The 23,586-nt window shown below is 39.1% G+C and carries 23 protein-coding genes; all 23 read right to left on the bottom strand.

Translation table 11 applies throughout. The annotated features are described in order from the left end of the window. A complete protein-coding gene (locus ATZ99_RS10550) occupies nucleotides 1-1,059 on the bottom strand; it encodes an ABC transporter permease (RefSeq protein ID WP_068749197.1) in 1,059 nt (352 codons plus the stop codon). A gap of 1 nt (nucleotide 1,060) precedes the next feature. Beyond that, nucleotides 1,061-1,915 (bottom strand): ABC transporter ATP-binding protein, encoded by an 855-nt coding sequence (locus ATZ99_RS10545; protein WP_068749196.1) that lies wholly within the window; start codon nucleotides 1,913-1,915, stop codon nucleotides 1,061-1,063. Nucleotide 1,916: 1 nt separating this feature from the next. Further along, nucleotides 1,917-2,549, bottom strand: coding sequence for a TetR/AcrR family transcriptional regulator (locus ATZ99_RS10540; RefSeq protein WP_068749195.1), 633 nt, complete (start codon nucleotides 2,547-2,549; stop codon nucleotides 1,917-1,919). A 140-nt stretch (nucleotides 2,550-2,689) separates the two neighbouring features. Next, entirely contained in the window at nucleotides 2,690-4,324 is a 1,635-nt protein-coding gene (locus ATZ99_RS10535) for a peptide ABC transporter substrate-binding protein (protein WP_068749194.1), read from the bottom strand. Nucleotides 4,325-4,342: 18 nt separating this feature from the next. Continuing rightward, nucleotides 4,343-6,130 carry a methyl-accepting chemotaxis protein gene (locus ATZ99_RS10530; RefSeq protein ID WP_068749193.1) on the bottom strand — a complete coding sequence of 596 codons (1,788 nt, stop codon included), beginning with the start codon at nucleotides 6,128-6,130 and terminating at the stop codon, nucleotides 4,343-4,345. Between the two features lie 96 nt (nucleotides 6,131-6,226). Then, nucleotides 6,227-7,429 carry a cyanophycinase gene (locus tag ATZ99_RS10525; RefSeq protein WP_068749192.1) on the bottom strand — a complete coding sequence of 401 codons (1,203 nt, stop codon included), beginning with the start codon at nucleotides 7,427-7,429 and terminating at the stop codon, nucleotides 6,227-6,229. Nucleotides 7,430-7,586: 157 nt separating this feature from the next. After that, complete coding sequence (gene yfcC / locus ATZ99_RS10520) at nucleotides 7,587-9,083, bottom strand: putative basic amino acid antiporter YfcC (RefSeq protein WP_068749220.1); 1,497 nt, start codon at nucleotides 9,081-9,083, stop codon at nucleotides 7,587-7,589. A gap of 58 nt (nucleotides 9,084-9,141) precedes the next feature. Next, nucleotides 9,142-10,305, bottom strand: a complete 1,164-nt coding sequence (gene iadA, locus ATZ99_RS10515; protein ID WP_068749191.1) for a beta-aspartyl-peptidase — start codon at nucleotides 10,303-10,305, stop codon at nucleotides 9,142-9,144. 174 nt (nucleotides 10,306-10,479) lie between these two features. Further along, complete coding sequence (locus tag ATZ99_RS10510) at nucleotides 10,480-12,426, bottom strand: sigma-54 interaction domain-containing protein (protein ID WP_245641382.1); 1,947 nt, start codon at nucleotides 12,424-12,426, stop codon at nucleotides 10,480-10,482. 177 nt (nucleotides 12,427-12,603) lie between these two features. After that, on the bottom strand, nucleotides 12,604-13,221 hold the full coding sequence (hisIE, locus tag ATZ99_RS10505) for a bifunctional phosphoribosyl-AMP cyclohydrolase/phosphoribosyl-ATP diphosphatase HisIE (protein ID WP_068749189.1): 618 nt from the start codon (nucleotides 13,219-13,221) through the stop codon (nucleotides 12,604-12,606). Further along, on the bottom strand, nucleotides 13,200-13,973 hold the full coding sequence (gene hisF, locus ATZ99_RS10500; protein ID WP_068749188.1) for an imidazole glycerol phosphate synthase subunit HisF: 774 nt from the start codon (nucleotides 13,971-13,973) through the stop codon (nucleotides 13,200-13,202). Before hisF ends, hisIE begins: the two co-directional genes overlap by 22 nt. 15 nt (nucleotides 13,974-13,988) lie before the next feature. Further along, a complete protein-coding gene (gene hisA / locus ATZ99_RS10495) occupies nucleotides 13,989-14,702 on the bottom strand; it encodes a 1-(5-phosphoribosyl)-5-[(5-phosphoribosylamino)methylideneamino]imidazole-4-carboxamide isomerase (RefSeq protein WP_068749187.1) in 714 nt (237 codons plus the stop codon). After that, complete coding sequence (gene hisH / locus ATZ99_RS10490; RefSeq protein WP_222927111.1) at nucleotides 14,699-15,313, bottom strand: imidazole glycerol phosphate synthase subunit HisH; 615 nt, start codon at nucleotides 15,311-15,313, stop codon at nucleotides 14,699-14,701. The genes hisA and hisH overlap by 4 nt, the downstream gene beginning before the upstream one ends. A gap of 1 nt (nucleotide 15,314) precedes the next feature. Beyond that, complete coding sequence (gene hisB / locus ATZ99_RS10485) at nucleotides 15,315-15,902, bottom strand: imidazoleglycerol-phosphate dehydratase HisB (protein WP_068749186.1); 588 nt, start codon at nucleotides 15,900-15,902, stop codon at nucleotides 15,315-15,317. Beyond that, nucleotides 15,883-16,956, bottom strand: coding sequence for a histidinol-phosphate transaminase (gene hisC, locus ATZ99_RS10480; RefSeq protein WP_068749185.1), 1,074 nt, complete (start codon nucleotides 16,954-16,956; stop codon nucleotides 15,883-15,885). The genes hisB and hisC overlap by 20 nt, the downstream gene beginning before the upstream one ends. After that, entirely contained in the window at nucleotides 16,943-18,265 is a 1,323-nt protein-coding gene (hisD, locus tag ATZ99_RS10475) for a histidinol dehydrogenase (protein ID WP_068749184.1), read from the bottom strand. Before hisD ends, hisC begins: the two co-directional genes overlap by 14 nt. Continuing rightward, the gene (gene hisG / locus ATZ99_RS10470) at nucleotides 18,237-18,893 is read right to left on the bottom strand and encodes an ATP phosphoribosyltransferase (RefSeq protein ID WP_068749183.1); all 657 of its coding nucleotides are present in this window, start codon (nucleotides 18,891-18,893) and stop codon (nucleotides 18,237-18,239) included. The genes hisD and hisG overlap by 29 nt, the downstream gene beginning before the upstream one ends. 11 nt (nucleotides 18,894-18,904) lie before the next feature. Next, on the bottom strand, nucleotides 18,905-20,050 hold the full coding sequence (locus ATZ99_RS10465; protein WP_068749182.1) for an ATP phosphoribosyltransferase regulatory subunit: 1,146 nt from the start codon (nucleotides 20,048-20,050) through the stop codon (nucleotides 18,905-18,907). 133 nt (nucleotides 20,051-20,183) lie between these two features. Further along, the gene (locus ATZ99_RS10460) at nucleotides 20,184-20,945 is read right to left on the bottom strand and encodes an SIMPL domain-containing protein (RefSeq protein WP_068749181.1); all 762 of its coding nucleotides are present in this window, start codon (nucleotides 20,943-20,945) and stop codon (nucleotides 20,184-20,186) included. Between the two features lie 82 nt (nucleotides 20,946-21,027). Next, nucleotides 21,028-21,339: an autorepressor SdpR family transcription factor gene (locus ATZ99_RS10455; protein WP_068749180.1), complete on the bottom strand. Its 312-nt coding sequence runs from the start codon at nucleotides 21,337-21,339 to the stop codon at nucleotides 21,028-21,030. Beyond that, nucleotides 21,326-21,988: an SdpI family protein gene (locus ATZ99_RS10450; protein WP_068749179.1), complete on the bottom strand. Its 663-nt coding sequence runs from the start codon at nucleotides 21,986-21,988 to the stop codon at nucleotides 21,326-21,328. The genes ATZ99_RS10455 and ATZ99_RS10450 overlap by 14 nt, the downstream gene beginning before the upstream one ends. Before the next feature lie 109 nt (nucleotides 21,989-22,097). After that, complete coding sequence (locus tag ATZ99_RS10445; RefSeq protein WP_068749178.1) at nucleotides 22,098-22,955, bottom strand: DNA-3-methyladenine glycosylase family protein; 858 nt, start codon at nucleotides 22,953-22,955, stop codon at nucleotides 22,098-22,100. 52 nt (nucleotides 22,956-23,007) lie between these two features. After that, a complete protein-coding gene (locus tag ATZ99_RS10440; protein ID WP_068749177.1) occupies nucleotides 23,008-23,505 on the bottom strand; it encodes a nitroreductase family protein in 498 nt (165 codons plus the stop codon). Nucleotides 23,506-23,586: the final 81 nt, after the last annotated feature.

The raw sequence follows: 23,586 nt of genomic DNA, 5'->3' as shown, positions 1-23,586 counted from the left end.
CTATTCCAATAGCAAGTATTTTCTATACAGTTTTACTGTGAGGATAAAACCTATTATATTAAAAATAACCAGACCCATCATCCCAGTCCATACAATACTTGAATTCCCCGTTGGAAAAATAATTTCTTTTGCGGTAAAGAGTAAATAATAGGTAGGAATAACCCTTACCAGATTTGGAGCAAAACTGGGATAAAAGTATGAAAGGAAAGGCAGGGAAAATAACACGCTTACCGCAATGATCCATACGCTGGCCTGAGAAATGTTGTCAAAAAAGCTTGCCAATATCAATCCCAGCAAAGCTGCGGCAACACTCCCAAAAATTAAATAAATCATTAACCAAATATAATTTACTGTATACCCTATCGTGAGAAGTGTTAAAATTAAGCAAGAAATAATACCAAGGATAACCATTAAAATTACTTTTGAAAAAAGGTATTCGGTAATTTTTGCCGGTGCGACAAAAAGCGCCTTAATGGTTCCTTCTTCTTTTTCCATAAAAATTAAAGCTGCAATCAGGAAATAACCCAGTAATATGGATTCCATTACTATAAAAGCCGGGATCATCATTTTATTAAAGGGTATTTCTTCTACAACCCTTTTTTTATTTAAAGTTACGGTCATTACCTCAGGCATGCTTATATTCATATTTTTCAACATTTCCTGTTTAAAGGACAATAATAAGGCATTTCTTATTTTTTCATTTTCATGTCCCTGAAATATAAACTCTATTTCGGGTTTTTTCGCAGAATTTTTTATTGTCATCCCTATGCTGTTGAAATCCATGTTCACTTTTTCTTCCAATTCTTTTATCGAACTTACCTCAAAGATTTTGTTATTTTGTAGCTTCGCTTTTTCAATAACACGGTTAAAAGCTTCATAGGAACTGCTTTTATCCTCTATATAGTAAAAAACCTTCGGCTCTATATTTATTTCCTCCGGGAAAACGTAGTTGATTAATACCGCAAAAAGTAATGCCGTTGCCACAACGATCAAAAAAAAGAAATTCCTGTACGCAATTTTTAAATCCTTTTTGAGCAGGGTGCAAAATCTTTTAAACACCTTAACTCAACCCCCTACCGGTCACCTTAATAAAGATCTCTTCAAGGGTTGCTTCCTGAGAGTGAACCGTTTCAATATCTTTTTCCTTAATTAAATAACTTAATCTCTCTTTATCTTCATCGCTTTCCATTGACAGCAATTCCCTTTTTAAAACTCCCTCTTCCTTATATTCTACCCTTACCATGTTTTTCCCGTATTTTAATTTTAAGTTTCGGGGAGTATCTATAAGGACTATCCTTCCGTCGTTAATAAAAGCAACTTTATCGCACAGTTCATCCGCAATATACATATTGTGGGTTGTTAAAAAAACGGTTACCCCTTCCTTTTTCTTCTGCCATATTATTTCCTTTATAATACTTGCTGTATTGGGGTCTAAACCGGAGGTAGGTTCATCTAAAAACCACATTTTGGGATTATTTATCATGGATCTCACAAAAATTAGCCTCTGCATCATACCTTTTGAATATTCCCCGGCCCTCTTTTTTGCGTCTTTTTCTAATCCTACCATTCTTAAAAGTTTAATGGGTTCCTCGGTCGGCACGCTGAACATCCTTCTGTAAAATTCCAGATTTTCTAATCCCGTCAACTTTTTATAAACATTGTGCTGCTCAAAGCATACCCCTATAATATTGAAAAATTCCTCGGTAGGTTTTTTAATGTTAATACCTGCAATACTTGCTTCACCCTTTTGTAAAGGAAGAAGCCCGGTTAAGATTTTTTGTGTTGTGGATTTTCCTGCACCGCTGGGCCCTAAAAATCCGAAAATTTCTCCCTTTTCAATTTCGAAACTTAAATCCCGGACCGCATAGTGTTCATCACCGGTATATGAAAAATAAAGATTTTTTACGGAAAGCATATTAATTCTCCTTTCCTTTTACCTTAATACCATTTTCAATAATATAAAGCATCTTATCCACCAGGTTATATATCCCCATGAGGTCTTCACCTTCCCTCGTCTTTAGATAATACTCAGAAATATCAATGCTTAAAGAAGTAATGAGCATGGACACTAAATCCACATCAATGGCGGGATCCACCTCCCCTTTTTCAATTCCCTTTATCAAAAGGTATTTGAAAAAATCGCCGCTTTTTTTTCTTGAATCTTCCATTATTTCGTCAAATAACTCGCTATCCTTTTCTTTTAGAAATCTAACCCCGATAGAAAACGGCTTGGGATTATCTTTTGCATACTTTATCCCCGCAATATAAAGTTCCCGTATAAGCTGAAAAATGTTAAGCTTTTCAAAATCCTTTATAATATGCTGCATATACATTAACTTTTGCTGTGCGCTTATTTCAATAATGAATTTATACAGGTCTTTCTTATCCTCAAAATACTGATAAAAGCTCCCTTTAGCTATCCCCGCTTTTTCAACTATCCTGTTTACGCTCGCCTGTTTATAGGTGTGTTCGGAAAATTCGTCAATAGCCGCTTCTATAATTTTCTGCCTTTTATCTTCAGGCAAATTAAAAAAAGTGCTTTTAGGCATCCGATACCTCCTTAAATTATATGACCAAGTGGTCATAATATGATTAAAAAAATATGACCAAAAAGTCACATGACCTCTTGGTCATATTATATAATAATAGAAAATATATGTCAATTTAAATTATTATTTTATTTATTGTATTATTTTTTTAAAAAGGCATAAACAAAATCGATATCCACTCCTCCTATAGGCGCTCTTACGAGATTCTGCAGTTCACTTTTTTTCACCCATACGTTCTGGGTAAAATAAAGCGGCACCATCGGAGCTTTATTTAAAATATATTTTTCAGCTTCAAACATAATTTCTGCCCGTTTTTTAAAATCGGTTTCTTTCCCGGCATTTTTAATCATACCATCGTAAGTCTGATCCTCCCACCCGCTATTTTTCATATTCTCATCGGGAAGCCAGTATTCAAGATATGTCATGGGATCATTGTAGTCCGGCCCCCACCTGGTTATCATCACTTCGTATTCTCCATTCCTCATTCGCTGTAGCCTTTCTTTGAAGGTTACCGTTTTTATCTCTACATCTATACCCAAATTCCTTCTCAGCATATCCTGAATAATTTCTACACCGGTCTTGGTTCCGGAAGTGTCATCCACCATGAGTTCAAAACCGATTTTGTTTGTTTCAGATACACCCAGTTCCTGCATAGCTTTAGAAAGGTACTCTTTCGCTTTTGTTACATCAGCTTTGGACGGGTAAAACTCCAAAGGAAACTCTTCTACGTATTTCTTTTCCACTCCGTTCACATCCGGGGGTATGAATCTGGTAGCGGGATAAGCAACTCCTTTAAATGCCATCTTTATAAAATCTTCCCTGTCTATGGCATAACCTATGGCCTTTCGGAAGTTTTCGTTGGCAAGCCAGGGTTTATCTTTGGATTTCATATTGTATCTTATGAAATACACCCTGCCCGTATTGTATTTTTGCGTATTTTCCCCGGAAATTACACTTTCTATAAGAGCTTCCGGAACGTCGGCAAAATCTACCTGACCCTTTTCATACATCTGATAGGCTGTATTCTTATCGCCAACTATATACACCCTCACCTCATTGAGTTTTATCTCATCTTTATTCCAGTAATTAGGATTTTTTTCCAGTACTAATTCCTGTTCATGCTTCCATTCTTTCAAAACAAAAGGCCCGTTGTAAAGAGCTTTATCGGCATCGGCACCGAATTTTTCCCCCATTCGTTCTACAAAATCTTTTTTCACCGGCATAAATGAAGCCATCCCCAAAAGACCATCGAAATACTTCGTAGGAGCCTTTAATGTAATTTTTAAAGTTTTGTCATCCAGCGCCTTTACCCCAACCATTTCGGAATCAGAAATTTTCCCTGTATTAAATTCCTCTCCGTTGAGTATATAATACCCGATGAAAGCGTAGTTTGATGCCGTTTTGGGATCTAAAAGCCGTTTTATGGCGTACTCGAAGTCGTAAGCCGTTATCTTCGACCCATCGCTCCACACCGCATCCCTCAAATGGAAGGTATATGTGAGCTTGTCGTCCGATACATCCCAGCTGCTGGCGATGCCGGGTAAAACCCTGCCGTTGTGTACCCTCACCAGCCCCTCGTAAAGGGCATTGGCAATGCTGAAGCTAAAAGAATCGGTCATGTGCTGGGGATCAAGAGTTGCAAGGTCCGTAGTAATCGAAAACTTTAGTTGCCCACCTTTTGATGTACTTTCCCCGCTTGGAGCACAGCCTTCTATAATTAAAGAGGCCATTAAAAAAAGAATTATAAAAAGCGCAAGAATTCTTTTGTTCTTCATTCATAACCCCCCTCAATATTAAGAATATTTTAGATATTTATTTACAATCCTCTCATAGGTTCCGTCCTTTTTGATTTCTTCAATACCCTCCTCGAATATTTTCTTATATTTACTTAAATCCTTCTTTTTACTGAATCCCAGCCGGATATCCGACGATGTTTCTTCTATCATTTTGTATTTATTTTTCCTTACTACCTGATTCAGTTTTTTATTTTTCAAGTAATAATCTCCTACAAATTCATTTAATATAACAGCGTCAACAATACCTTTTATTAATTTTGTAAAAAGAATATCTTCGTTTAAACTTTTATCTTTTATAATAGATCTATCATTTAAAAAATTTTCATCATAGTTGTATCCTTGAATTATGCCTATTTTGTATTTCTTTAAATCATCATACTTTTCAATGCTTACACCTGAAATTTCAAGAGAATAAATGGCTTTGTAAATTTTGCCGTATTCTTTTGAAAAATCGATGAAATCTTCCCTTTCTTTTTTGTAAGATACGGTTGGTATTAAGTCTGCCACGCCGCTTTTTATGGCTTTCAAAGACATATCCCATGTGGTAACCCGGGTCACTACATCTATATTTCTTCTATTAAATATTTCTTTTATAATTTCTATGTCTATGCCCTCCAGCTCACCTTTTTCATCGTTATAAATGACGTATGGTTCGTAAGGAGAGCTTACAAGTATCAATTTTTCTTCCTTTTCTTGCAAAAATTCGCTTTCATTAATTTCGGAAGTCAACTCTATGTAATTGTCCTCCATTTTGCTGATAATATCCAACAGTTCGCTTATATAATCCTTTTGCTCCTCGATGGCTTTATCAACCTTAAAGGTTGAGTTTTCTATTTCTATAATTTCTTTGGATATATTTTCTATAAAGCCATTTACTTCCTCAGCTTTGCTGAAAATATAGGATATCTCTCTTTCAATATTCCCGCTCTCCTTTGTTGAATCATATACGTATTTTTCTATATCGTTTATATAGTTCACGATTAAGCTCAGCTTATCAAAATTCTGGGTGATGTTTTTTAAGACTTCGATAATGGAAATATTAATCATGTTGCTTATTTCCTTAATTTGATTCAAAAGTGAACTTACTTCTTTTGAAACTTCCTTCGTACTGTAAGAAAGCTTACGTATTTCGGATGCTACCACTGAAAAACTTTTGCCCCGTTCTCCGGCATGTGCGGCTTCTATAGCCGCATTGAGCGCAAGTAAATTAGTCTCTTCGGAGATGTCCTTAACCGATGAAATTAAATCTCCCGCACGTTTTGACCTTTCTTCAAGGTTTTTTACAGCACTTTCGGCAATTTCAAGTTTTTTCTTTAGAGTATTTAGATTTTCCATAATGGATATAACTTCACCTTTTTTTGCCGCAATATTTTGATAAATTTTGCTTGAATTATCTACCACCGTCTTTATATTTATACTGGTCTTTTCTATTTTTTCGTAAAGGTCTTTTGTAAAATTTTTCGTCGAAAGAATATTAGACGTTTGTTTTTTTGCCGCTTCCGTGAGCACTTTGCTCTGCTCTGCAATGCTTTTCATCGCAATGGAAATTTCCTCAACGGAAAAGGAAAGACGGCTGAGCAAGCTCAAATATTTTTCGGCTTTTCCCATAATCCCTTTAATCAATTCTTTAATCCCATTTACACCAAAAGAATTTTCCGGTTTTCTTCCTCCACCCTGAACTTCCTTTCTTTTCGGCTCGCTTATTTTACCAAAAGAAAGATTTTCAACGCTCAATAGGTCAGTTTTATTTACCTCGTTTACTGCCGCCATCCATTTAAATATCATAATCTTATCAGCCCCTCATTATCGGTTAAAAGTTTTCCCCAAAAAGTACCCGATGCGGCCCGATTTTTTTAAAAAACCGGGCCGCAATGATGAATTTTAGTAGGGAGTTATCTTCAAATATTCGTTTATTACGGTATAAGAACTATCGCCATCTATTCTCTGCCAGTATCCGTAAGTATCCGAATATCTATCCCATCTCAATCTAAACCCAAGTTTTGCTTTCTTATCGTATTTTTCACCTATCGCATAGATTTCCGTCTTGCTGTCCACAAGTTTTACGAAACAATCATAAGCCGTATAAGGATCAAAAACTGCATTGGTGTAAATTGTGCCGCTGTAATACTCATTGCCCCTTAAATTAATCTTTACAGGATTTGGCGTGATGTTTTTAGTTGAAAGATTAAAGGTATCGCCCTTCGAAATATAGTGCATTTTAATTCCGAGCAAGCTGAAGTTTCTATAGCTGTAATCTCTATATGCATTGGTAAGATCTATTATGGTAATCCCCCTCTTCCCCAAGGCCGTTATGGTATTACCCTGAACTACCATCGCAGTATCCTCATCTATACCGAAAGCGAGGTCAAAGTAATAATCCCATGCAGCTCTTATAAGCCTTCCGATCCTACCCCTTGCGTGGAAATGCTGGTCTACGAGCCCTCCGCTGAAAAATCCGAGTCCTCTGTAAAGAGTTACACCGTTTCCCAGTGTGGGGCCCCAGCTTGAACCGTATCTTAAAGCATCAAAACTTTCGCCACCTATAATCATGGGATTTGACATCAACGCAGCTCCGGCGCTGCTCCCCGCTATCACTCCCCCATTGTTGTAGACATTCCAAATAGCCTGCAATGCCGGAGTCATGTTCCCGCTGGAATCATATAGGGCCGTTACAGCACGCATTTGGTCGCCGCCGGTAAACCAAATACCGGTGCAGGAATTTATGGTATTTACAATCTGCTGACTGTAAGCATTAGTAGCGTAATTGTCAATTGTTATGTCTATTAATACTACATTTCCCGCTCCGTAGGAAAGGAATAGATTCCTGTAAAAATCGTAAGAACCGTACGGGTCGGCGCTGTTTACCGGTATAACGCCTATAACCGAATTAGCCCCACCTGCCAGCTGAATAATCTTGTTGTATACCGCAGCATTTGTGTCGCTGAGAGCACCTCCTACAATGACCAGACTCCCACCCGTTTGCGCCTTTGCATTTGAATTAGATGGTATCCACACACCAAACGCCAAAAGCCCGATAAACACCAAGAGCATAACACATATTAAACTTTTTCTCCAAGCCTTCATTTTATATTCTCCTTTTTTTGTTTTATTTTTTTAATCGCATTTTCATAAAACTTAGCGATTGAATAACCTGTACATCAACGTCAAGCTGAAATACTCCCCCTAATCCCTGATTATTTTTATTCCTGGAGGGGGCGGAATGTACATCCGCCCCGATTCTTTAGTTATACCCTATTAAATGAGCTATAATTACGAATATGCTGCCAAGGAGGAATAAAAAGCCCTGCATTTTTATCTGCCATTTTGCCCATTTGCTCCAGTCAAGCCTTGCAACACCGAGGACGCCCATAAGACATGCGGAAGTTGGCACTATTACGTTTGTAAGGCCATCGCCCAGCTGGAATGCGAGAACGGCGGTCTGCCTCGTAACACCCACAAGGTCGGAAAGCGGTGCCATTATCGGCATCGTAAGGGCTGCCTGCCCGGAGCCGGATACGACAAAGAAATTGAATACTGACTGGAACAAATACATAAACCAGGCAGAGAGCAAAGATGGGAATTTCCCTATACCCTGGGAAACAGCATTTAGAATGGTATTTAATACGGTCGGATCAGAAGGGCTCGTGCCTCCCAGCACTATAAGAATCCCTTTTGCCATACCTACCACTAGTGCTGCTCCTGTAAGGTCCGATGCGCCTTTAGCAAAGGATGAAGCTATATCGTTTACCGTCATACCGTTTAATCTGAAGACGACACCTATTATGCCCGCCACGAGTCCGATTACGAAAAATTGAGAAGCAATTTCCGGAATGTAATATCCCTTTTTTGTTACGCCCCATACAACCCAAATTATACCTATCAAAAGGGTAAGTAATACCAATTTATGCCCTGTGGTGAATTTCACTTCTTCATTCTCAGTTTCGGAATTAACCTTTACCTGACTTCTGAAATACTCATCGGATTCATAAGAGATGGAGTTTAATGGATTTTCCTTTACCCTCAGGGCATACCTCCAGGTATACCATAAACCCGCTGCGGTAAATACGGTCCACATTACTATCCTGAAAGGTGCCCCGGAAAACACCGGCACATCGGAAACTCCCTGAGCTACAGCAAGGCTGAAAGGATTCATCCAGGACGTGGCAAAACCTATCTGGCTTGCAACGTAGGTTATGCATATACCCACCACCGAGTCGTAGCCCATCGCGATAACCATCGGAACCACAATCATAGCAAAGGGTATGGTTTCTTCGCCCATCCCAAAAACTGCTCCGCCCAAGGAAAACAGTACAAATAAAACGGGTATGATTAAAGACTCCCTTCCCTGCGTTCGGCCTATCATCGCCATTATGCCCGAATCCACAGCCCCCGTTCGCAAAACTATGCCAAAGGCTCCACCGATAACAAGAATAAAAGCTACCACACCTACAGCAGAACCCCATTTATCCCCCGTTACCAATCCTTCAAAAACATAATTGAGAAAACCGTAGCCGCCGAAATCCTCTGTACCCCATATCTTAGCAGGCTTTTTAACAGGCATGCCTTTTTCATCGAGCTCGTATTGGAAGGATCCCGGAACAACTACCGTCCTGGTTTTTTCCTTTCCATTTTGAATATATGTCTTTTTTGTCGTTTCAAATTTTCCAACGGGCAAAAGCAAGGTCAAAATCCATGCCGCCAAAACCACATAAAATATGATTACATAAGTATGAGGCATATTTATGTTTTTAAACTTACCCAGCAAGCTTAACCCTCCCTTTTGATTTTTAATTTTTTTAATGCTTTTCAAAGGTTCCGAAAACTTCTAAAACGCCTTTTCTTACCATCCACCTCCCTTTTGCCATTACGCTCTCAATCTCCAGATTTTCATTTAAAACAACTAAATCCGCATCCCATCCCTCCTTTATTTCTCCTTTCCCTTTTAACCCATGTATTGTTGAAGGATTCTTTGTTACGGTCGAAAGGGCAATTTCCAATGGAATTTTATATTTAAAAAACATTGCCTGAACGCTTTTTAACAACGCGGAAACGCTGCCCACCCCCAATCCAACTAATCTTTTTTGGGAATCAAATACGGGTAAACTTCCGTTTCCGTCAGAACTTATAGTGAGGTTATCCATAGGTACTCCGGCCTTTAAAGCTTCATATACGGCTTCGGCTGCCGTGACTTCATCCTCATCGTATACCTCCTCTCCCGCGGTGTAGTCGCAGTATCCTCCTCTCATTCCAAATTCAAAGGACTCCTTCATCAATCTGCGGTTCCTGTTTAAATGCGTGGGCTGAAATTGAGATAGGGGAATATCCGCGTAATCGGCGGCATCGTATATAATTTTCAGGCCCTTTTTCCCGTCTCCCACGTGTAAATGCACTTTACCTTTTTTGCCGCCAATCATTCCTCCTACGCGGGCTTCCCCGGCAATTCTCGCGAGTTCCTCCGGGGAGATCCCGGAAGACCGGTGATCGGATATGGCCACCTCTCCTACCCCCACAACCTTATCTATAAAGATTAAATCGGATTTAACGCTGCCCGTCAGGGTTGGAAGCGGAATTTGATAAGCTCCCGTATAAATATAAGAAGAAACACCTTCATTTTCCAGGGCTTTGGCTTTACCGTACAACCTTGCCATTGACCTCGTCACGCCATCCGTACCGAGACATCCGATAACCGTTGTAACACCGTTTTTTGTAAGTTCGGAAAGCCAAATTTCAGGGGTCGATGTCTCCGGTCCTCCTTCTCCGCCACCTCCCGTTATGTGAACGTGCTGATCGATGAATCCAGGACAAAGGTATTTTTCTTGTAAATCCACGATTTCCAAATTAAAAGGCCCGCTTATTTCGCATTTCTCCCCCACATAAATTATCCTTCCTGCTTCGATTACAACATCACATATTCCCTTATCTTCGGGTGCATAAACATGAGCGTTTTTAATGTGAATCATAAATTTCCTCCTTAGCTATAGGCTTTAATGATTTTTTTTAATTTTATATTTGCATTATTCGTGCCATAATTTTGGTTATTTTTTAAACCCCAAAAACTCAAGAAAAACTTTTATTTTTTATTTTGTAATAAAAAAAATAGGCTTTAATGGGCTTTATTTACAACCCATTAAAGCCTATTTTCCTCCAATTACCGCCCTTCCTTGAGGTGTAAGCGCGGTTCCCTGCCTTCCCCTTCCAGAAATTAAATATCCCTTTTCCTTTAGATCCTGCAAAAGTTTTCTCACCTTTGAAGGCGTCACGTTAAATCCTCTCTCGGACATCAGTCGGGCTATACTGTTTCTGCCCAATTTTATACCCTTAACCTCTCCCTGCCTTATGATTTCAAGCACGTTAATCAAAAGTTCATCGATTTTCGGTTCCCGTAAAAACGAATCTTTATTTTCCCCGTCCTTTAAACATATAATATCGGGTAAATCGTAGACTTTTGGAATACCCGCAGCCATGGTTAAAAGGTACTCCACGCAGTTTTTTATCTCCCTCACGTTTCCGGGCCAGGAATAATCGAGCAGAATGTTTTTTACCTCTTCGGATAAATCCTTCCAGCGCCAGGGGGGTACCGAACGGATTTGGTCTATAAAATAATCAAATAAAAGTGGCACGTCTTCCACCCTTTCCCTGAGCGGAGGAAGAAATAAAAACAAAGGAGTTAACCTGTAAAACAGGTCTTCCCTGAATTTATTTTCTTTCACAAGTTTTACAGGATCTTTGTTTGTTGCAGCTATTATTCGGACATCTACGGGCACCATTCGGTAGCCACCTATTCTCATAACTTCCTTTTCCTGCAGCACCCTAAGAAGCCTTGCCTGTATTTCTACCGGAATTTCGCTGATTTCATCCAAAAAAACTGTACCGCGATTTGCCATTTCGAAAATTCCCTGTTTACCTCCTTTTTTTGCTCCAGTGAATGCCCCTTCTTCATAGCCGAACAGTTCGCTTTCCAGCAAGTTTGCCGGCAATGCAGAACAATTTATCGCAATAAAAGGAAATTTGCTCCTTTTAGAAGCGCTATGTATTGCCTGTGCGAATATTTCCTTGCCTGTACCCGTTTCCCCGTATATGAGTACATTTGAATCACTTGAAGCAATTTTCTTAGCTTTCTCTATGGCTTTTAAAATTGCTGTACTTTTACCTACAATGTGATTAAACGTATATTTTGTAAAAAAACCCTTTTCTTTTGCCTCCATGCGAAGTTTTTCTTCCATCTCGGCTATGTCGCTGGCATACCTTAGGTGTATAACCGAACTTTTTCCCAGCGCGACCTGAGTCATTATCATTTTTTCTCCGTTAAAACTAACTATATTATTTCCCATTCCCGTATTCAAGATTTTTTCCACGTCAAGCTTTTTCAATATTTTTCTCGCTTGATTGTTTGCGAATATTATTTTCTTATCTTCATCCAAAGCAAAAATCGGGTCATTAACAAGGTCCAAAATCGCCTCTATCTGTTTTTTGGAATTTATTACATCATCCCGAGCAGAAATTAAATTTTTATTTAACTCCACTAATTCCCTGATATACCTTGCCGAAAGGTAACTTGCCCTATCCTCCATCAAATCCAGTTCCCTTAAAATATCTACCATCGTCGTAAGGTCAATCAACCTGCACCCTATATCCACTACTTTTTTTATATAATTCGGAACGTATTTCGTTTCACCGGGTGTAACAGCTATTTCTGCCTCGGGAAACTCTTTCGCTCCAGGATAATACGGAATAAAATTTATATGATTTATTCCAAGCTCCTTTATTTGAAAAACCGTCTCTTCAGCGGTGATTTTTGTGTCGTTTACCAGTAAAACCGGCAAATCGGAAGAAAGCTGCAAGATAAGGTCAAGGTATTTGTAGTTAATAGACCTTTTTGCGAGCATGACCTTCCCGTCAAAATTAATATCCAAATCCTCCAGCAAGGTATAATGGGTAAGTAAAATAATATCCGCTTTTAAATCTTTGGGAATACCTTTTTCCATAGAATACGCCTCAATCGTTATCAAATCACCGATTATATCCTTTAGCTGATTGGTCAACATTCGGCTTGTATTTTCCCCCTGAGAAACAAGCACCACTTTTTTCAAAAAAATCACCTCGGAAAAGCTGCCCTATAAATATTCTACCATCAAAATTAAATATTCTATGTTAAAAATTAAAAATCCTTTAATTTATTGAAAACAAGTATATATGAAAACCCATTTTTTATCTTTTTTATGATGATTTTATTTTTTCAGAATTAATTATGCATGAATCTATTTTCTCTCTTTCAATTCCCTCAAAATATCCTCCCAGTCCATATCAAAGTAAGAAAGCATAACGCTTAAATGATATATAAGGTCTGCGACTTCGTAGGTTATTTCGGATTTTGAGCCGTTTTTTGCCGCTATTATCACTTCAGATGCCTCTTCGCCTACCTTTTTTAATATTTTGTCTAAACCTTTTTCAAAAAGGTAGCAGGTATAGGAGCCTTCTTTTTTTTCATTTTTTCTTTTATTAATAACCACCATTAAATCCTTCAAAATTTCAAATCCAACTAAATTTTCCTTTTTAATAATTTCATTGAAAAAACAGGTTTTATTACCCGTATGACATGCCGGCCCCTTTTGTTTTACCTTTGCCAAAATAGTATCTCCATCGCAATCATAATATAAAGAAACCACTTCCTGAATATTTCCCGATGTCTCTCCCTTTTTCCAAATCTTATTCCTTTTTCTGCTGAAAAAGTGCATGTAGCCTGTTTTTAAAGTAAGTTCGTAACTTTCTTTGTTCATATATGCAAGCATTAAAACCTCACCGGTTATATAGTCCTGCACCACAACGGGTATTAAACCGCTATTTTTATCAAAATTTAATCCTTCGTTATCTTCCATTTATTTCTCACCTCTACGTCGTTTTCCAAAAGGAATTTCTTTAAATCTTCTATTTTAACCTCTCCAAAATGAAAAATTGAGGCGGCAAGGGCTGCATCCGCACCTATTTTAAATACATCCAAAAAATGCCTTTCATTTCCGGCACCGCCCGATGCAATTACGGGTATATCTACATTTTTTGAGATGAGCTCCGTAATTTCCAGGTCAAAGCCCTCTTTTGTGCCGTCTCTGTCAATCGATGTCAGGAGTATTTCCCCCGCACCTCTTTTTTCAACTTCTTTAGCCCAGGAAAGGGCATCAAGGCCTGTATTCTCCCTTCCTCCGTTTATATATACCCGGTATCCTTCAGGATGTTTTTTAGCATCAATAGCAATTACTATACACTGACTTCCAAAAACCCTGCTTGCCTCATTAATTAAATCCGGGTTTTTAACCGCAGCGGAATTTATGGAAACCTTATCCGCTCCTGCAACCAATATTTTTCTGATATCCTCTATGGTGCGTATACCCCCTCCTACCGTAAAGGGTATGAATACATTTTTTGCAACCTTTTCCACTACTTCAATCATTATATCCCTTTTTTCATAAGATGCCGTTATATCAAGGAAAACCAGCTCATCCGCCCCCATTTTGTCGTATTGTATAGCAGCTTCTACGGGGTCTCCTGCGTCTATGAGGTTTATAAAATTTATCCCTTTTACAACCCTCCCCTCCTTGACATCAAGGCAGGGAACAATCCTTTTTGCCACCATTTTTTTCACCCTTTTTTAAATCTTTTTTAGAAGATCGCTTAAAATAATGTCGTTATTATAAAGTGCCTTCCCTATTATGACACCATCTATACCGATTTGTTTTAACTTCATTACATCTTCTACGCTTTTAATACCGCCCGAAGCAATTAAAAGCCCCTTAAAAATTTCTCTCAACCTTTTCGCGGCATCCAAATTTGGCCCTTCAAGGGTCCCGTCCCGCGTTATGTCGGTGAAAATTATCTTTTCTATGCCTATTCTTTCAGCTTCTTTGACAGAATGGTCTATCCCCATTTCTACACTTTCCTGCCATCCCGATATTTTTATTTTATCCTTTTTAAAGTCCAGACTCAGCGCTACCTTTTCCCGGGAAAATTCCTTCAGCATCCTTTCAACTTCTTTCCTACGGTTAAAAAAAGCAGAGCCTATTATAATGCAGTCGATTCCCGCATCTAAAAGCTCCTTTGCCGTTTCAAAATCCCTTATCCCTCCGCCGCACTGAACGTAAAGGCCCGATTTTCTTTTTATCTCCACTATTATTTCAATATTTTTTAAAACCCCTTCCTTTGCCCCGTCTAAGTCCACAAGGTGGAGGTATTTAGCACCTTGATTTTTAAAATACATGGCCTGTTTTACAGGGTCCTTACTGTAAACCGTTTCTTTATCAAAATCCCCCTGCGTAAGCCTTACGCACCTTCCATCTTTTATATCTACAGCAGGAAATACTATCATAATAACCTCCCGAAATTTTCCAATAAGTAAAGTCCAGCTTCCCCGCTTTTTTCCGGGTGAAACTGGGTTGCAAAAATATTTTCTCTTTCAACGCTTGCAGTAAACTCCAGGCCGTGGATGCACAAAGAAGAGACTAAATCTAAATCAGTAGTATCCACATAATAGGAATGTACAAAATAAAAATACTGCCCATCCAATCCTTTTAAAAGAAGAGAATCCTTTACGACATTTATCTTATTCCAGCCCATGTGGGGGATTTTTACGCCTTCCTTTTTAGGAAAAAGCTTCACCTTTCCTTCAAAAATGCTTAATCCTTCCGATTCCCCCTCGTAACTGAATTCAAAAAGCAGCTGCATCCCAAGGCAAATCCCTAAAAAAGGTATTTTGTCCCGCAACACCTTTTTCCTTATTTCTTCTTTTATTCCCCCGCTTTTCAACCTTTCCATTGCCTCCTTAAAAGCACCGACCCCGGGAAGCACCATGCAGTCAGCCCTTTCAAGCTCAAAACCTTTCGAGGCTAACTTTACTTCAAAGCCCAAATACTCGAAAGCCTTTTTAACACTGCCGAGGTTTCCCATGCCATAGTCTACTAAGGTTACAACCTTTTTCACCCTACAATACCCCCTTTGTCGAGGGGATAATGCCGTTATCTTCCCTTTTAACAGCCTCCCTCAGAGCCCTGCCGAAGGCTTTGAAAATCGCTTCTACCACATGGTGCTCATTATTGCCGTAAAGCTTTGCCACATGTAATGTTACCTTAGCATTTGTCGAAAACGCCCTGAAAAATTCCGATACGGTCTCCAAGCTCATATCACCTATTTTTTCTCTTTTAAACTTCACGTCAAAATTTAAATAAGGCCTCCCAGAAATATCCATAGAAAATAAAACCAGGGCATCATCCATGGGTACCAAAGCAAAACCGTACCTATTTATCCCCTTTTTGTCCTTCAGGGCTTTTAAGACCGCTTTCCCTAAGGTAATGCCCGCGTCTTCCACCGTATGATGGTCATCTACCTTTAAATCTCCTTTTGCCCTGACGACTAAATCCAATTTTCCGTGCAGGGCAAACTGGGTGAGCATGTGGTCGAAAAATCCTATGCCCGTACCGGCTTTGCAAAACCCCTTCCCATCCAGGTTAAGGAAAACCTTTATATCCGTTTCACCGGTCTTCCTTATTAATTTAACCATCCTGTCCTTCATCCTTCAGCCCTCTCCATTCCTTCAAAGCTTTTAAAAGCTCTTCATTTTGCTCCTTAGTGCCCACCGTTATGCGCAAAAGCCCGGTTCCCTTGTCAAGCGTAAAATACCTTACAGCAATACCCTTAGACCTTAAGAAAATCTGAATATCATCCAATCCCTCACCCACAATTGAGAGGAAATTTCCGTAGCCGTCGAGCACATTAAAGCCCAATGCTCTAAAATCCCCCTTCAATTTTTCCCTATCCTCTACAGTCTTTTGAATATTTGGCTTCACCAGATCAAAGTTTTTCAAAACCTCCGCCGCTATCATCTGGGTATAAAAGCTCACATTGTAAGGGGGTTTTACTTTATGAAGATTATCTATTATATGTTTTGATGAAACCGCATAACCGCATCGTATTCCCGCAAAACCTATTTTTGAAAAAGTCTTTAAAACAATTACGTTTTCATGCCTTCCCACCAAATCAACATAATCACAGGGGCAAAACTCCGCATATGCCGCATCCACCACCAGTATCTTGTTCTTAAGGGTTTCAGCTGCGCGGGATATATCCTCTTTGTTCAAAAGAATCCCGGTGGGATTGTTAGGGGTATCTAAAAATACTGCTTTTATTCTATCATCCTCTTGAGCTATATTAATAATATCCTTTACATCCACCTTCCACTCCAAATTAAAAGGAACCTGTTTTACTTCAATATCGAGGATACCGGCAGTAATCCTGTACATTACAAAGGATGGATTTAAAACCAAAATCGCATCGTTTTTTTCGCATACCGCCTGCATTATTATCTGAATGAGCTGGTCGGAACCGTTTCCGACTATGAAGTTCTCCTTATTTAATCCGTAAAATTTAGCCAGCTCCTCCCTCAAAGTATCCGAATTATTTTCCGGATAAAAGCAGATTCTATCTACGTTTTCCGCTAAGGTATTTAATATTTTCTTTTTTAATCCCTCATCCATGGGATTTAAATTTTCATTGGCATCAAGTTTTATTTTATAATTTTCCTCTTTGACTTCGTAATTCTTGTAGTTTTTCAATTTATCCCTGAACATCGTTTATCCTCACTTTCAGTGAATTTGCATGTAGATATAGTCCCTCCCGCTCCGCAATTTTAACCGCATGACCAGCATACAACCTAAGGCTTTCCAATGAGTATTTCACCACGTTGATCCTTTTCATAAAATCGTATACGCCGAGGGGAGAGAAAAACCTGGAAGTCTGATTTGTGGGCAGGACATGATTTGTCCCAGCAATATAATCCCCTATGGGTTCGGGGGAAAATTCGCCCAGAAAGACCGTTCCGGCATTTTTAACTTCTTTTAAAAGCTCATCGCCATTCTTCGCTATTATTTCTAAATGTTCCGGTGCAATTAAATTAGATATTTTCACCGCTTCCATGAGATTCTGGGTCAATAAGATTAATCCGTAATTCTCTAAGGATTTTTTAGCTGTGGAAATATTGTTGTTTAAAGGATCTTCCTTTTCTTTTGTCTCTATACAATCGTTAATACACCTCAAAACCTCCTGGGCGAGCCGCTGCGAATCGGTGATTAATATAGCCATGGCATTCTCGTCGTGTTCCGCCTGGGAAAGCAAATCATAGGCTACATACCTTTCATCCGCCGTTTCATCGGCAATCACCACAATTTCACTGGGTCCTGCTATTAAATCCACATCCACTTCACCGTACACCTGCTTTTTGGCGCAGGCAACGTAAATATTGCCGGGGCCCACTATTTTATCGACTTTCGGTATTGTTTCCGTACCGTAAGATAAGGCCGCTATCGCCTGGGCGCCACCGATTTTGAAAATCTTATTTATCCCGCAGATCTTAGCAGCCGCAAGGATATAAGGGTTAATCTCTTTATTCCCCTTAGGAGGTGTGGTCATGTAAATTCTTTCCACTCCAGCTACTTTTGCTGGTATGGCGTTCATCAATACGGTGGAAGGATACGCCGCCTTCCCCCCCGGCACGTAAATGCCCACGCTTTCCAGCGGCAAAATTCTCTGCCCCAAAAGGCTACCTTCCTTCATATAAAACCAGGATTCCTGTTTTTGCTTTTCGTGAAACTCTAAGATATTTTCATAGGCTTTATTCAAAGCTTCCAAAAACTCCTTTTCTACCGAACTATAGGCCTTTTCTATTTCCTCATCCCGTACTTCCAATTCTTCTGCATTTAAAAAAACGCCATCCAATTCCATAGTCAGCTCAATAAGAGCTTCATCCCCTTTTTCTCTCACTTTTTCTATAATTTCCCTCACCCTTTTTTCTACACCGGTCAATTCTCCCGGGGACCTTTTTTTAACGATATTGATAAGTTCTTTTTCAAATTCACGATTTTGGGCAAATAGCACCTTCAATTTCCAGCCCCCTCTCTATTCTCTCTACTATGTCGTTTATTAAATCCTTCTTCATTTTAAGACTTGCCCGATTTATAATAAGCCTTGCACTTATATCAAACAATTTTTCATACACTTCTAAGCCGTTTTCCTTTAACGTTCTCCCGGTTTCCACCACATCAACTATTCCATCCGCAAGCCCGAGTAAAGGCGCAAGTTCCACAGAACCGTTAAGCCTTATCACCTTCAGGCTTTGATGGTTTATTTTTTCAAAATACTCCCTTGTTACTTCCGGGTATTTTGTCGCAATAACCTTATCCTTTTTCCTAATAAAATCCTCTTTCTTTCCCTTTACACCCGCTAATGCAAGAAAACAGCGGCCAATACCCATGTCCAGAATCTCAAAAATGTTTACATTTTTTTCCATAATAACATCCTTCCCCACCACACCCATATCCGCCGCTCCGTATTCCACATAGGTGGGGACATCAAAGGGTTTTACCAGGATTATCCTCAGATTATTTACTTCATCTATAAAAATTAACTTTCTCGAATCTTCCTCCATTTTTATGTTCAAAAGACCGCACTTTTCAAAAAAATCCGCCGTTTCTTGTGCCAATCTCCCTTTAGGAAGTGCAATTGTAATCATTTTCTCACCCGCTATAGAAAAAATATTTCATCACCTCTAAAATAATATACTTTTTCGGCTCCCAGTTTTTTTGCTCTTTTTATGCTATCTTCAGGTTTTTCCGGAAAGCTTTGAAAATAAATTTTATCGTTAATATATCTGGTGAAGTTAAAGGCTTTTTTAAAACCTTCCTCGTCATAACCGATGTATACTTTAAAACCTTCCCCGAAACTCCCTGCTTTTTCCAGAATCCTTTCAAGCCCTGCTGCAAAACCCACCGCATAAAGGTTCCGGTTATATTTTAAAAAAAGCGAATCATATCTCCCTCCGCTGAGGACGGGATACCCCAGCCCCTCAATGTATCCTGTAAAGATGATACCCGTATAATAATCCATATGCTTGAGCATCCCTAAATCTAAAGATATATATTTTTCATACCCCATAGATTTAAGTTTTTCGTAAATAAAACTTAATCTCTCTAAGCTTTTTTTTGAGGTTTCATTTTTGGCATATCCTTTTGCTTTTTTCAATACTTCCCCTTTTCCGTAAAGCCTGGTAATTTTTCTGAAGTCGTCTATAACCGAATTTTTTATGTTTTTGTCTCCGAGAAAATTTTCAATGCCTATGTAATCCTTCTTATCTATCAACTTGCACAGAATTTCAGAGGATTCCTCATCAAATCCGTAATCGAAGGTAATTCCCTTGAAAAAATTTACCTCTCCCATATCCACGGTAAAATTTTTAAAACCAAGCTCTAAAAGGGTTTCTACCGCCAGCGCTATTACCTCTATGTCCGCAAACGGATCATCTTTTCCCATAATGTTTTCAATCCCTATCTGGTGAAATTCCCTGTAATCCCCGGCATTTTCGGTAATATACCGGAATACCTTCCCAAAATAATAAAATTTTATAAAATCCCGTCCTTCATCATTAATCCTTGCTGCCATCTCCGCTGCCGACAGGGTATACTCCGTCCTTAATGTCAATACCCTGCCGTCGTAATCAACTACTTTAAAGGAGTTGTTTTTATCCTTGAAATACAGGTCCTCGTAATCTAAAAAAACCGATGGTTCAACCGGTTCGTAACCGAAACTCCCGTAAAGTTTACCGATTTTTTCCCTAACCCTTTCTAAAAAAATACTGCCCGGCGGGCAGTAATCCGTGAATTTTTTACCCATTTTATGCGACCCCGCCATTATGTAAATTTATTACTTTAATATTTTAAATAGTTAATTTGATAATATTATAAATTATATGTGGAATTTTGGCAAGTAAAAAATATGAAAATAAAAAAACGCGGTAAATCCGCGTTTATTTCAATGCAGCCTTATACACCATGTAGACGGTCGCCGTAACCTTAACGGGTTCCGGGTTTTGAGGCTGAGGGACATAACCTTCGACCCGCTGAGCCGTATCGTAAGCCTTCATCACCGGATAGTAATAAGGACTTCCAAAATCCACCCTGACCTGTTCGGGTCTTATTAGCTTTGCTCCCAAACCGTCAGCGCTTATCTCTATGGATTCCTTTGCCTGTTTAATAGCTTCATTTATAGCCTGCTTTTTATACACCGATATGTTTTTTACTCCGTACTGAACGCTGTTCACGTAAGCATTCTGAGTGTTGGAAGCCACCGCCAGGATGTCACCAACTTCTTTAACATCATTGGCTATGACTTTAAGCCCGCTTTCCACTACATACTTGATTACGTATTTTACCGGCTTTGCTCCTTCCTGCATCGGCTGAACAATAGGCTCTCCCTCCTGTATCTGGTAATTGTAAAAATACGTTGTTTTTACCTCAACCTTGAATTTTGAAAGAGCTCTTGTCAATTCCTGAACCCTCAAGGCGTTGTCCTTCTGGACGGTATCCCTGGAAAGGGATTCATTTCTAACCGTAATGTAAATTTCTGCCATATCCGGTGGGACTTCTACCGTGCCGGTTGCGCTGGTTTCAATGTTAAAATATTCGGCAGCCGGTTCCTCCCCAAGAGCAGATGATGATATAACGGGTGCCACTAAGAGGATAATAAGAGCAAAGGACAGGAGTTTTAGAAATTTCAAATTGTTTTTCATATAACCTCTCCTCATTTTTTTATTTTTTCTTTACATTAAATAAATACGTAAAATTTTGCCTTGTTTTCGGGGTATTTTTAAATTAATCCTTGCTTTTTTTGCCCAGAATTTCCATTCCATAGGAGATAAGGTCCTCAAATACCGATGTGTTAATCGAATAGTAAATGTTCTGACCCCTTCTTTCGTCTACCACCATCCCCGCCTGTTTTAATATATTCAGGTGGTGGGAAATGCTGGGCCAGGAAATATCAAAAAAGGAGGCTATTTCGCCGGCGGTCAGATCCCTTTCTTTGAGCAGGGCAAGAATCTTTCTTCTTACCGGATCGGAAAGTGCTTTAAAAATAATATTTAAATTCGTAGCCTCTCCCTCCCCGTTCAGGTTATTTTTGTCCATAAAGTTTTTTGTAAATTATATACGAGTAAACAAACCCGAAGATTGCAACGGAAAAGATAGAAACCATCCCCACTATGAAACCGATGGTTTCGCTTACAAATATGCTCACAATCCACAAAAACCCCGCAATTACCCAAAGGGGACCGGAAACCCTGTGAGTTTTATTCCATACCTCCTCGCTCGCTAATGTCCACGGCGTTTTTATACCAAAAGTATAGTTGTGCTTTATCTTGCCGAAATAATTTCCTATAAATATAAACAATACTCCTACACCGATGCTTACCAGTTTCCCTACAGGCAATGAATATCCGAGCCCTGCCAAAAGCGTGATAATATAAATTCCCCACATAAAAAGAACAAATACTACCTTAAACCCTTCATAAACCCCGGTGAACTTTTTATAGTTTTCCGCCCTCGGGTCAATTTTGGGCACAACCTTCAAAAGCAAAAACAAACCCAGGGTAAATGTAGGCATAAAAAGAATGTGATTGAATTTCCCGGTATAGCCGTCAACCTCTCCCCGTATGTTCCAGTGGGAAGGCACCTTCTCAGGCAGGTAAGGGTAAAGTAAAAAACCTATTACATACAAAGATAAAATAAGTATCAAAAGAAGGGTATCGGTGTTAAACTTAAGACCCTTTTTTTCCATTCAGGACAACCTCCTTAGATATTTATATAAATTTCTAAATATATTATAACAAAAAAACATAAAAGGATAAATATTTTTTAGAAATTTTTTTAATAAAAAAAATTAATGATTATATGCTCTTTCCGCGAAAATAATAAAATAAATACTGCTGGACAAAACCTGCTCTTTCTCCGAATTTTTTACGGGCAAAATCAATTATTTCTTTTATATTTTTTTGGCAACCATCAAAATAAATTTCCTCTACCGCCCTTTTTATCCATACGTCCACAGGAAAGGAATCGTATTTTCTATATGCAAAAAGCAGGATGCAACCGGCAACCTTTACGCCAACGCCGGGAATTTTGATGAGCTCCTTTACCGCATCTTTCGTATCAAGTTTTTCAATTTTTCGAAGGTCCACTTCTCCGGATTGCACCATTTTAGCTGCTTTTATTATATATTTTCCGCGAAATCCGCACCGGGTGCAGCTTATTTCCTCATCCGACAAATTGCTCAAGGCATCGGGAGAGGGAAAGGTGTAGTAAGTTTTTCCCTTGTAATCGATAGGGCTACCGTATTTTTCACAAAGCCTTTCAATTACCCTCTTAATATTTGGTATGCTGTTATTGGCAGAAATTATAAAGGATATCAAAGTTTCCCAGGGGTCCTGGTGGAGAATTCGATTTCCGCTTCCATCCTCTATGGCTTTTTTGAGCTCCGGATACTCCTTTGTCAATTCTTCCTCCAGGGTAAGGTAATCCCTGTCAAGGTCAAAATAATCCATTATAAACCTTATATCTTCTTCCTTTGATGAGCTTCCATCGTTTATTTCCACCAAAAGAGTGTTTTCAGAGTAATCAACCGCTAAAAATCTGTTTTTTACAATTCCTACAAACCGTCCGTTTTCTTCTTTCCACCGAAAAGCCTGCCCTCCATCCAGCACGGCTTTTAAATTAAACGGCCTTATATTTTCAAAAACGTAAAGCATACTTCCTCCCCCAAAAAATATAAACCGCCCGGAAAAATTCCGGGCTTTTAATCTAATACCTTTCCCATTTTAATACTTCGGACAACGGCTTCTTGGCAGGGTTCGGATGTTCCTGGGAATAACCGAGGGGCACAAGGGATATAAGCTCGTATTTTTCAGGAACGTTCAAGAGTTTTCTTACTTCCTCGCTGTAAGGCCTCTTATAACCGGCCACCCAGCAGGAATCAATATCATGGGCTTTTGCTGCCAGAATAATATTTTCTGTAGCCGCCGAGCCATCCTCTACATGGAAGGGGTTGTCCTTTTCACAGAACACCGCTACGCAGGCTGCGGCATCCTTAATAAATTTTCCCCAGGTAGCAAGTTCCGCAATCTTATTCTTTGTATCCTCCTGAGTTACCACCACAAATACCCAGGGCTGAAAATTATTGGCTGTTGGCGCAAGTCTGCCGCAGTCAATAATCTCTTCCAGGACCTCCCTTGGAATGGGTTTTTGAAGAAATCTTCTTACACTCCTTCTTTCTCTCATCACAGTAATAGCATCCTTCATTTAATACTGCCTCCTTTCGATATGTATGTATTTTGCCCGCCCTTTTTATTCTACATAAGGGGCGGGCAATTTTCAAGTTTT

Origin of the sequence: Thermovenabulum gondwanense, from assembly GCF_001601575.1 — a bacterium.
GTDB classification, from domain to species: Bacteria; Bacillota; Thermosediminibacteria; order Thermosediminibacterales; family Thermosediminibacteraceae; genus Thermovenabulum; species Thermovenabulum gondwanense.
Note: the sequence above shows the minus strand (reverse complement) of the source record. Positions and strands in the feature narration are given on the sequence as shown.

Bases quoted from the DNA above. Each gene is read 5' to 3' on its own strand.
- ATZ99_RS10545 (WP_068749196.1), bottom strand. From the start codon at position 1,915: ATGCTTTCCGTAAAAAATCTTTATTTTTCATATACCGGTGATGAACAC.
- ATZ99_RS10540 (WP_068749195.1), bottom strand. From the start codon at position 2,549: ATGCCTAAAAGCACTTTTTTTAATTTGCCTGAAGATAAAAGGCAGAAA.
- ATZ99_RS10535 (WP_068749194.1), bottom strand. From the start codon at position 4,324: ATGAAGAACAAAAGAATTCTTGCGCTTTTTATAATTCTTTTTTTAATG.
- ATZ99_RS10530 (WP_068749193.1), bottom strand. From the start codon at position 6,130: ATGATATTTAAATGGATGGCGGCAGTAAACGAGGTAAATAAAACTGAC.
- ATZ99_RS10525 (WP_068749192.1), bottom strand. From the start codon at position 7,429: ATGAAGGCTTGGAGAAAAAGTTTAATATGTGTTATGCTCTTGGTGTTT.
- yfcC (WP_068749220.1), bottom strand. From the start codon at position 9,083: ATGCCTCATACTTATGTAATCATATTTTATGTGGTTTTGGCGGCATGG.
- iadA (WP_068749191.1), bottom strand. From the start codon at position 10,305: ATGATTCACATTAAAAACGCTCATGTTTATGCACCCGAAGATAAGGGA.
- hisIE (WP_068749189.1), bottom strand. From the start codon at position 13,221: ATGGAAGATAACGAAGGATTAAATTTTGATAAAAATAGCGGTTTAATA.
- hisF (WP_068749188.1), bottom strand. From the start codon at position 13,973: ATGGTGGCAAAAAGGATTGTTCCCTGCCTTGATGTCAAGGAGGGGAGG.
- hisA (WP_068749187.1), bottom strand. From the start codon at position 14,702: ATGATAGTATTTCCTGCTGTAGATATAAAAGATGGAAGGTGCGTAAGG.
- hisB (WP_068749186.1), bottom strand. From the start codon at position 15,902: ATGAAGGACAGGATGGTTAAATTAATAAGGAAGACCGGTGAAACGGAT.
- hisC (WP_068749185.1), bottom strand. From the start codon at position 16,956: ATGTTCAGGGATAAATTGAAAAACTACAAGAATTACGAAGTCAAAGAG.
- hisG (WP_068749183.1), bottom strand. From the start codon at position 18,893: ATGATTACAATTGCACTTCCTAAAGGGAGATTGGCACAAGAAACGGCG.
- ATZ99_RS10465 (WP_068749182.1), bottom strand. From the start codon at position 20,050: ATGGGTAAAAAATTCACGGATTACTGCCCGCCGGGCAGTATTTTTTTA.
- ATZ99_RS10460 (WP_068749181.1), bottom strand. From the start codon at position 20,945: ATGAAAAACAATTTGAAATTTCTAAAACTCCTGTCCTTTGCTCTTATT.
- ATZ99_RS10455 (WP_068749180.1), bottom strand. From the start codon at position 21,339: ATGGACAAAAATAACCTGAACGGGGAGGGAGAGGCTACGAATTTAAAT.
- ATZ99_RS10450 (WP_068749179.1), bottom strand. From the start codon at position 21,988: ATGGAAAAAAAGGGTCTTAAGTTTAACACCGATACCCTTCTTTTGATA.
- ATZ99_RS10445 (WP_068749178.1), bottom strand. From the start codon at position 22,955: ATGCTTTACGTTTTTGAAAATATAAGGCCGTTTAATTTAAAAGCCGTG.
- ATZ99_RS10440 (WP_068749177.1), bottom strand. From the start codon at position 23,505: ATGAAGGATGCTATTACTGTGATGAGAGAAAGAAGGAGTGTAAGAAGA.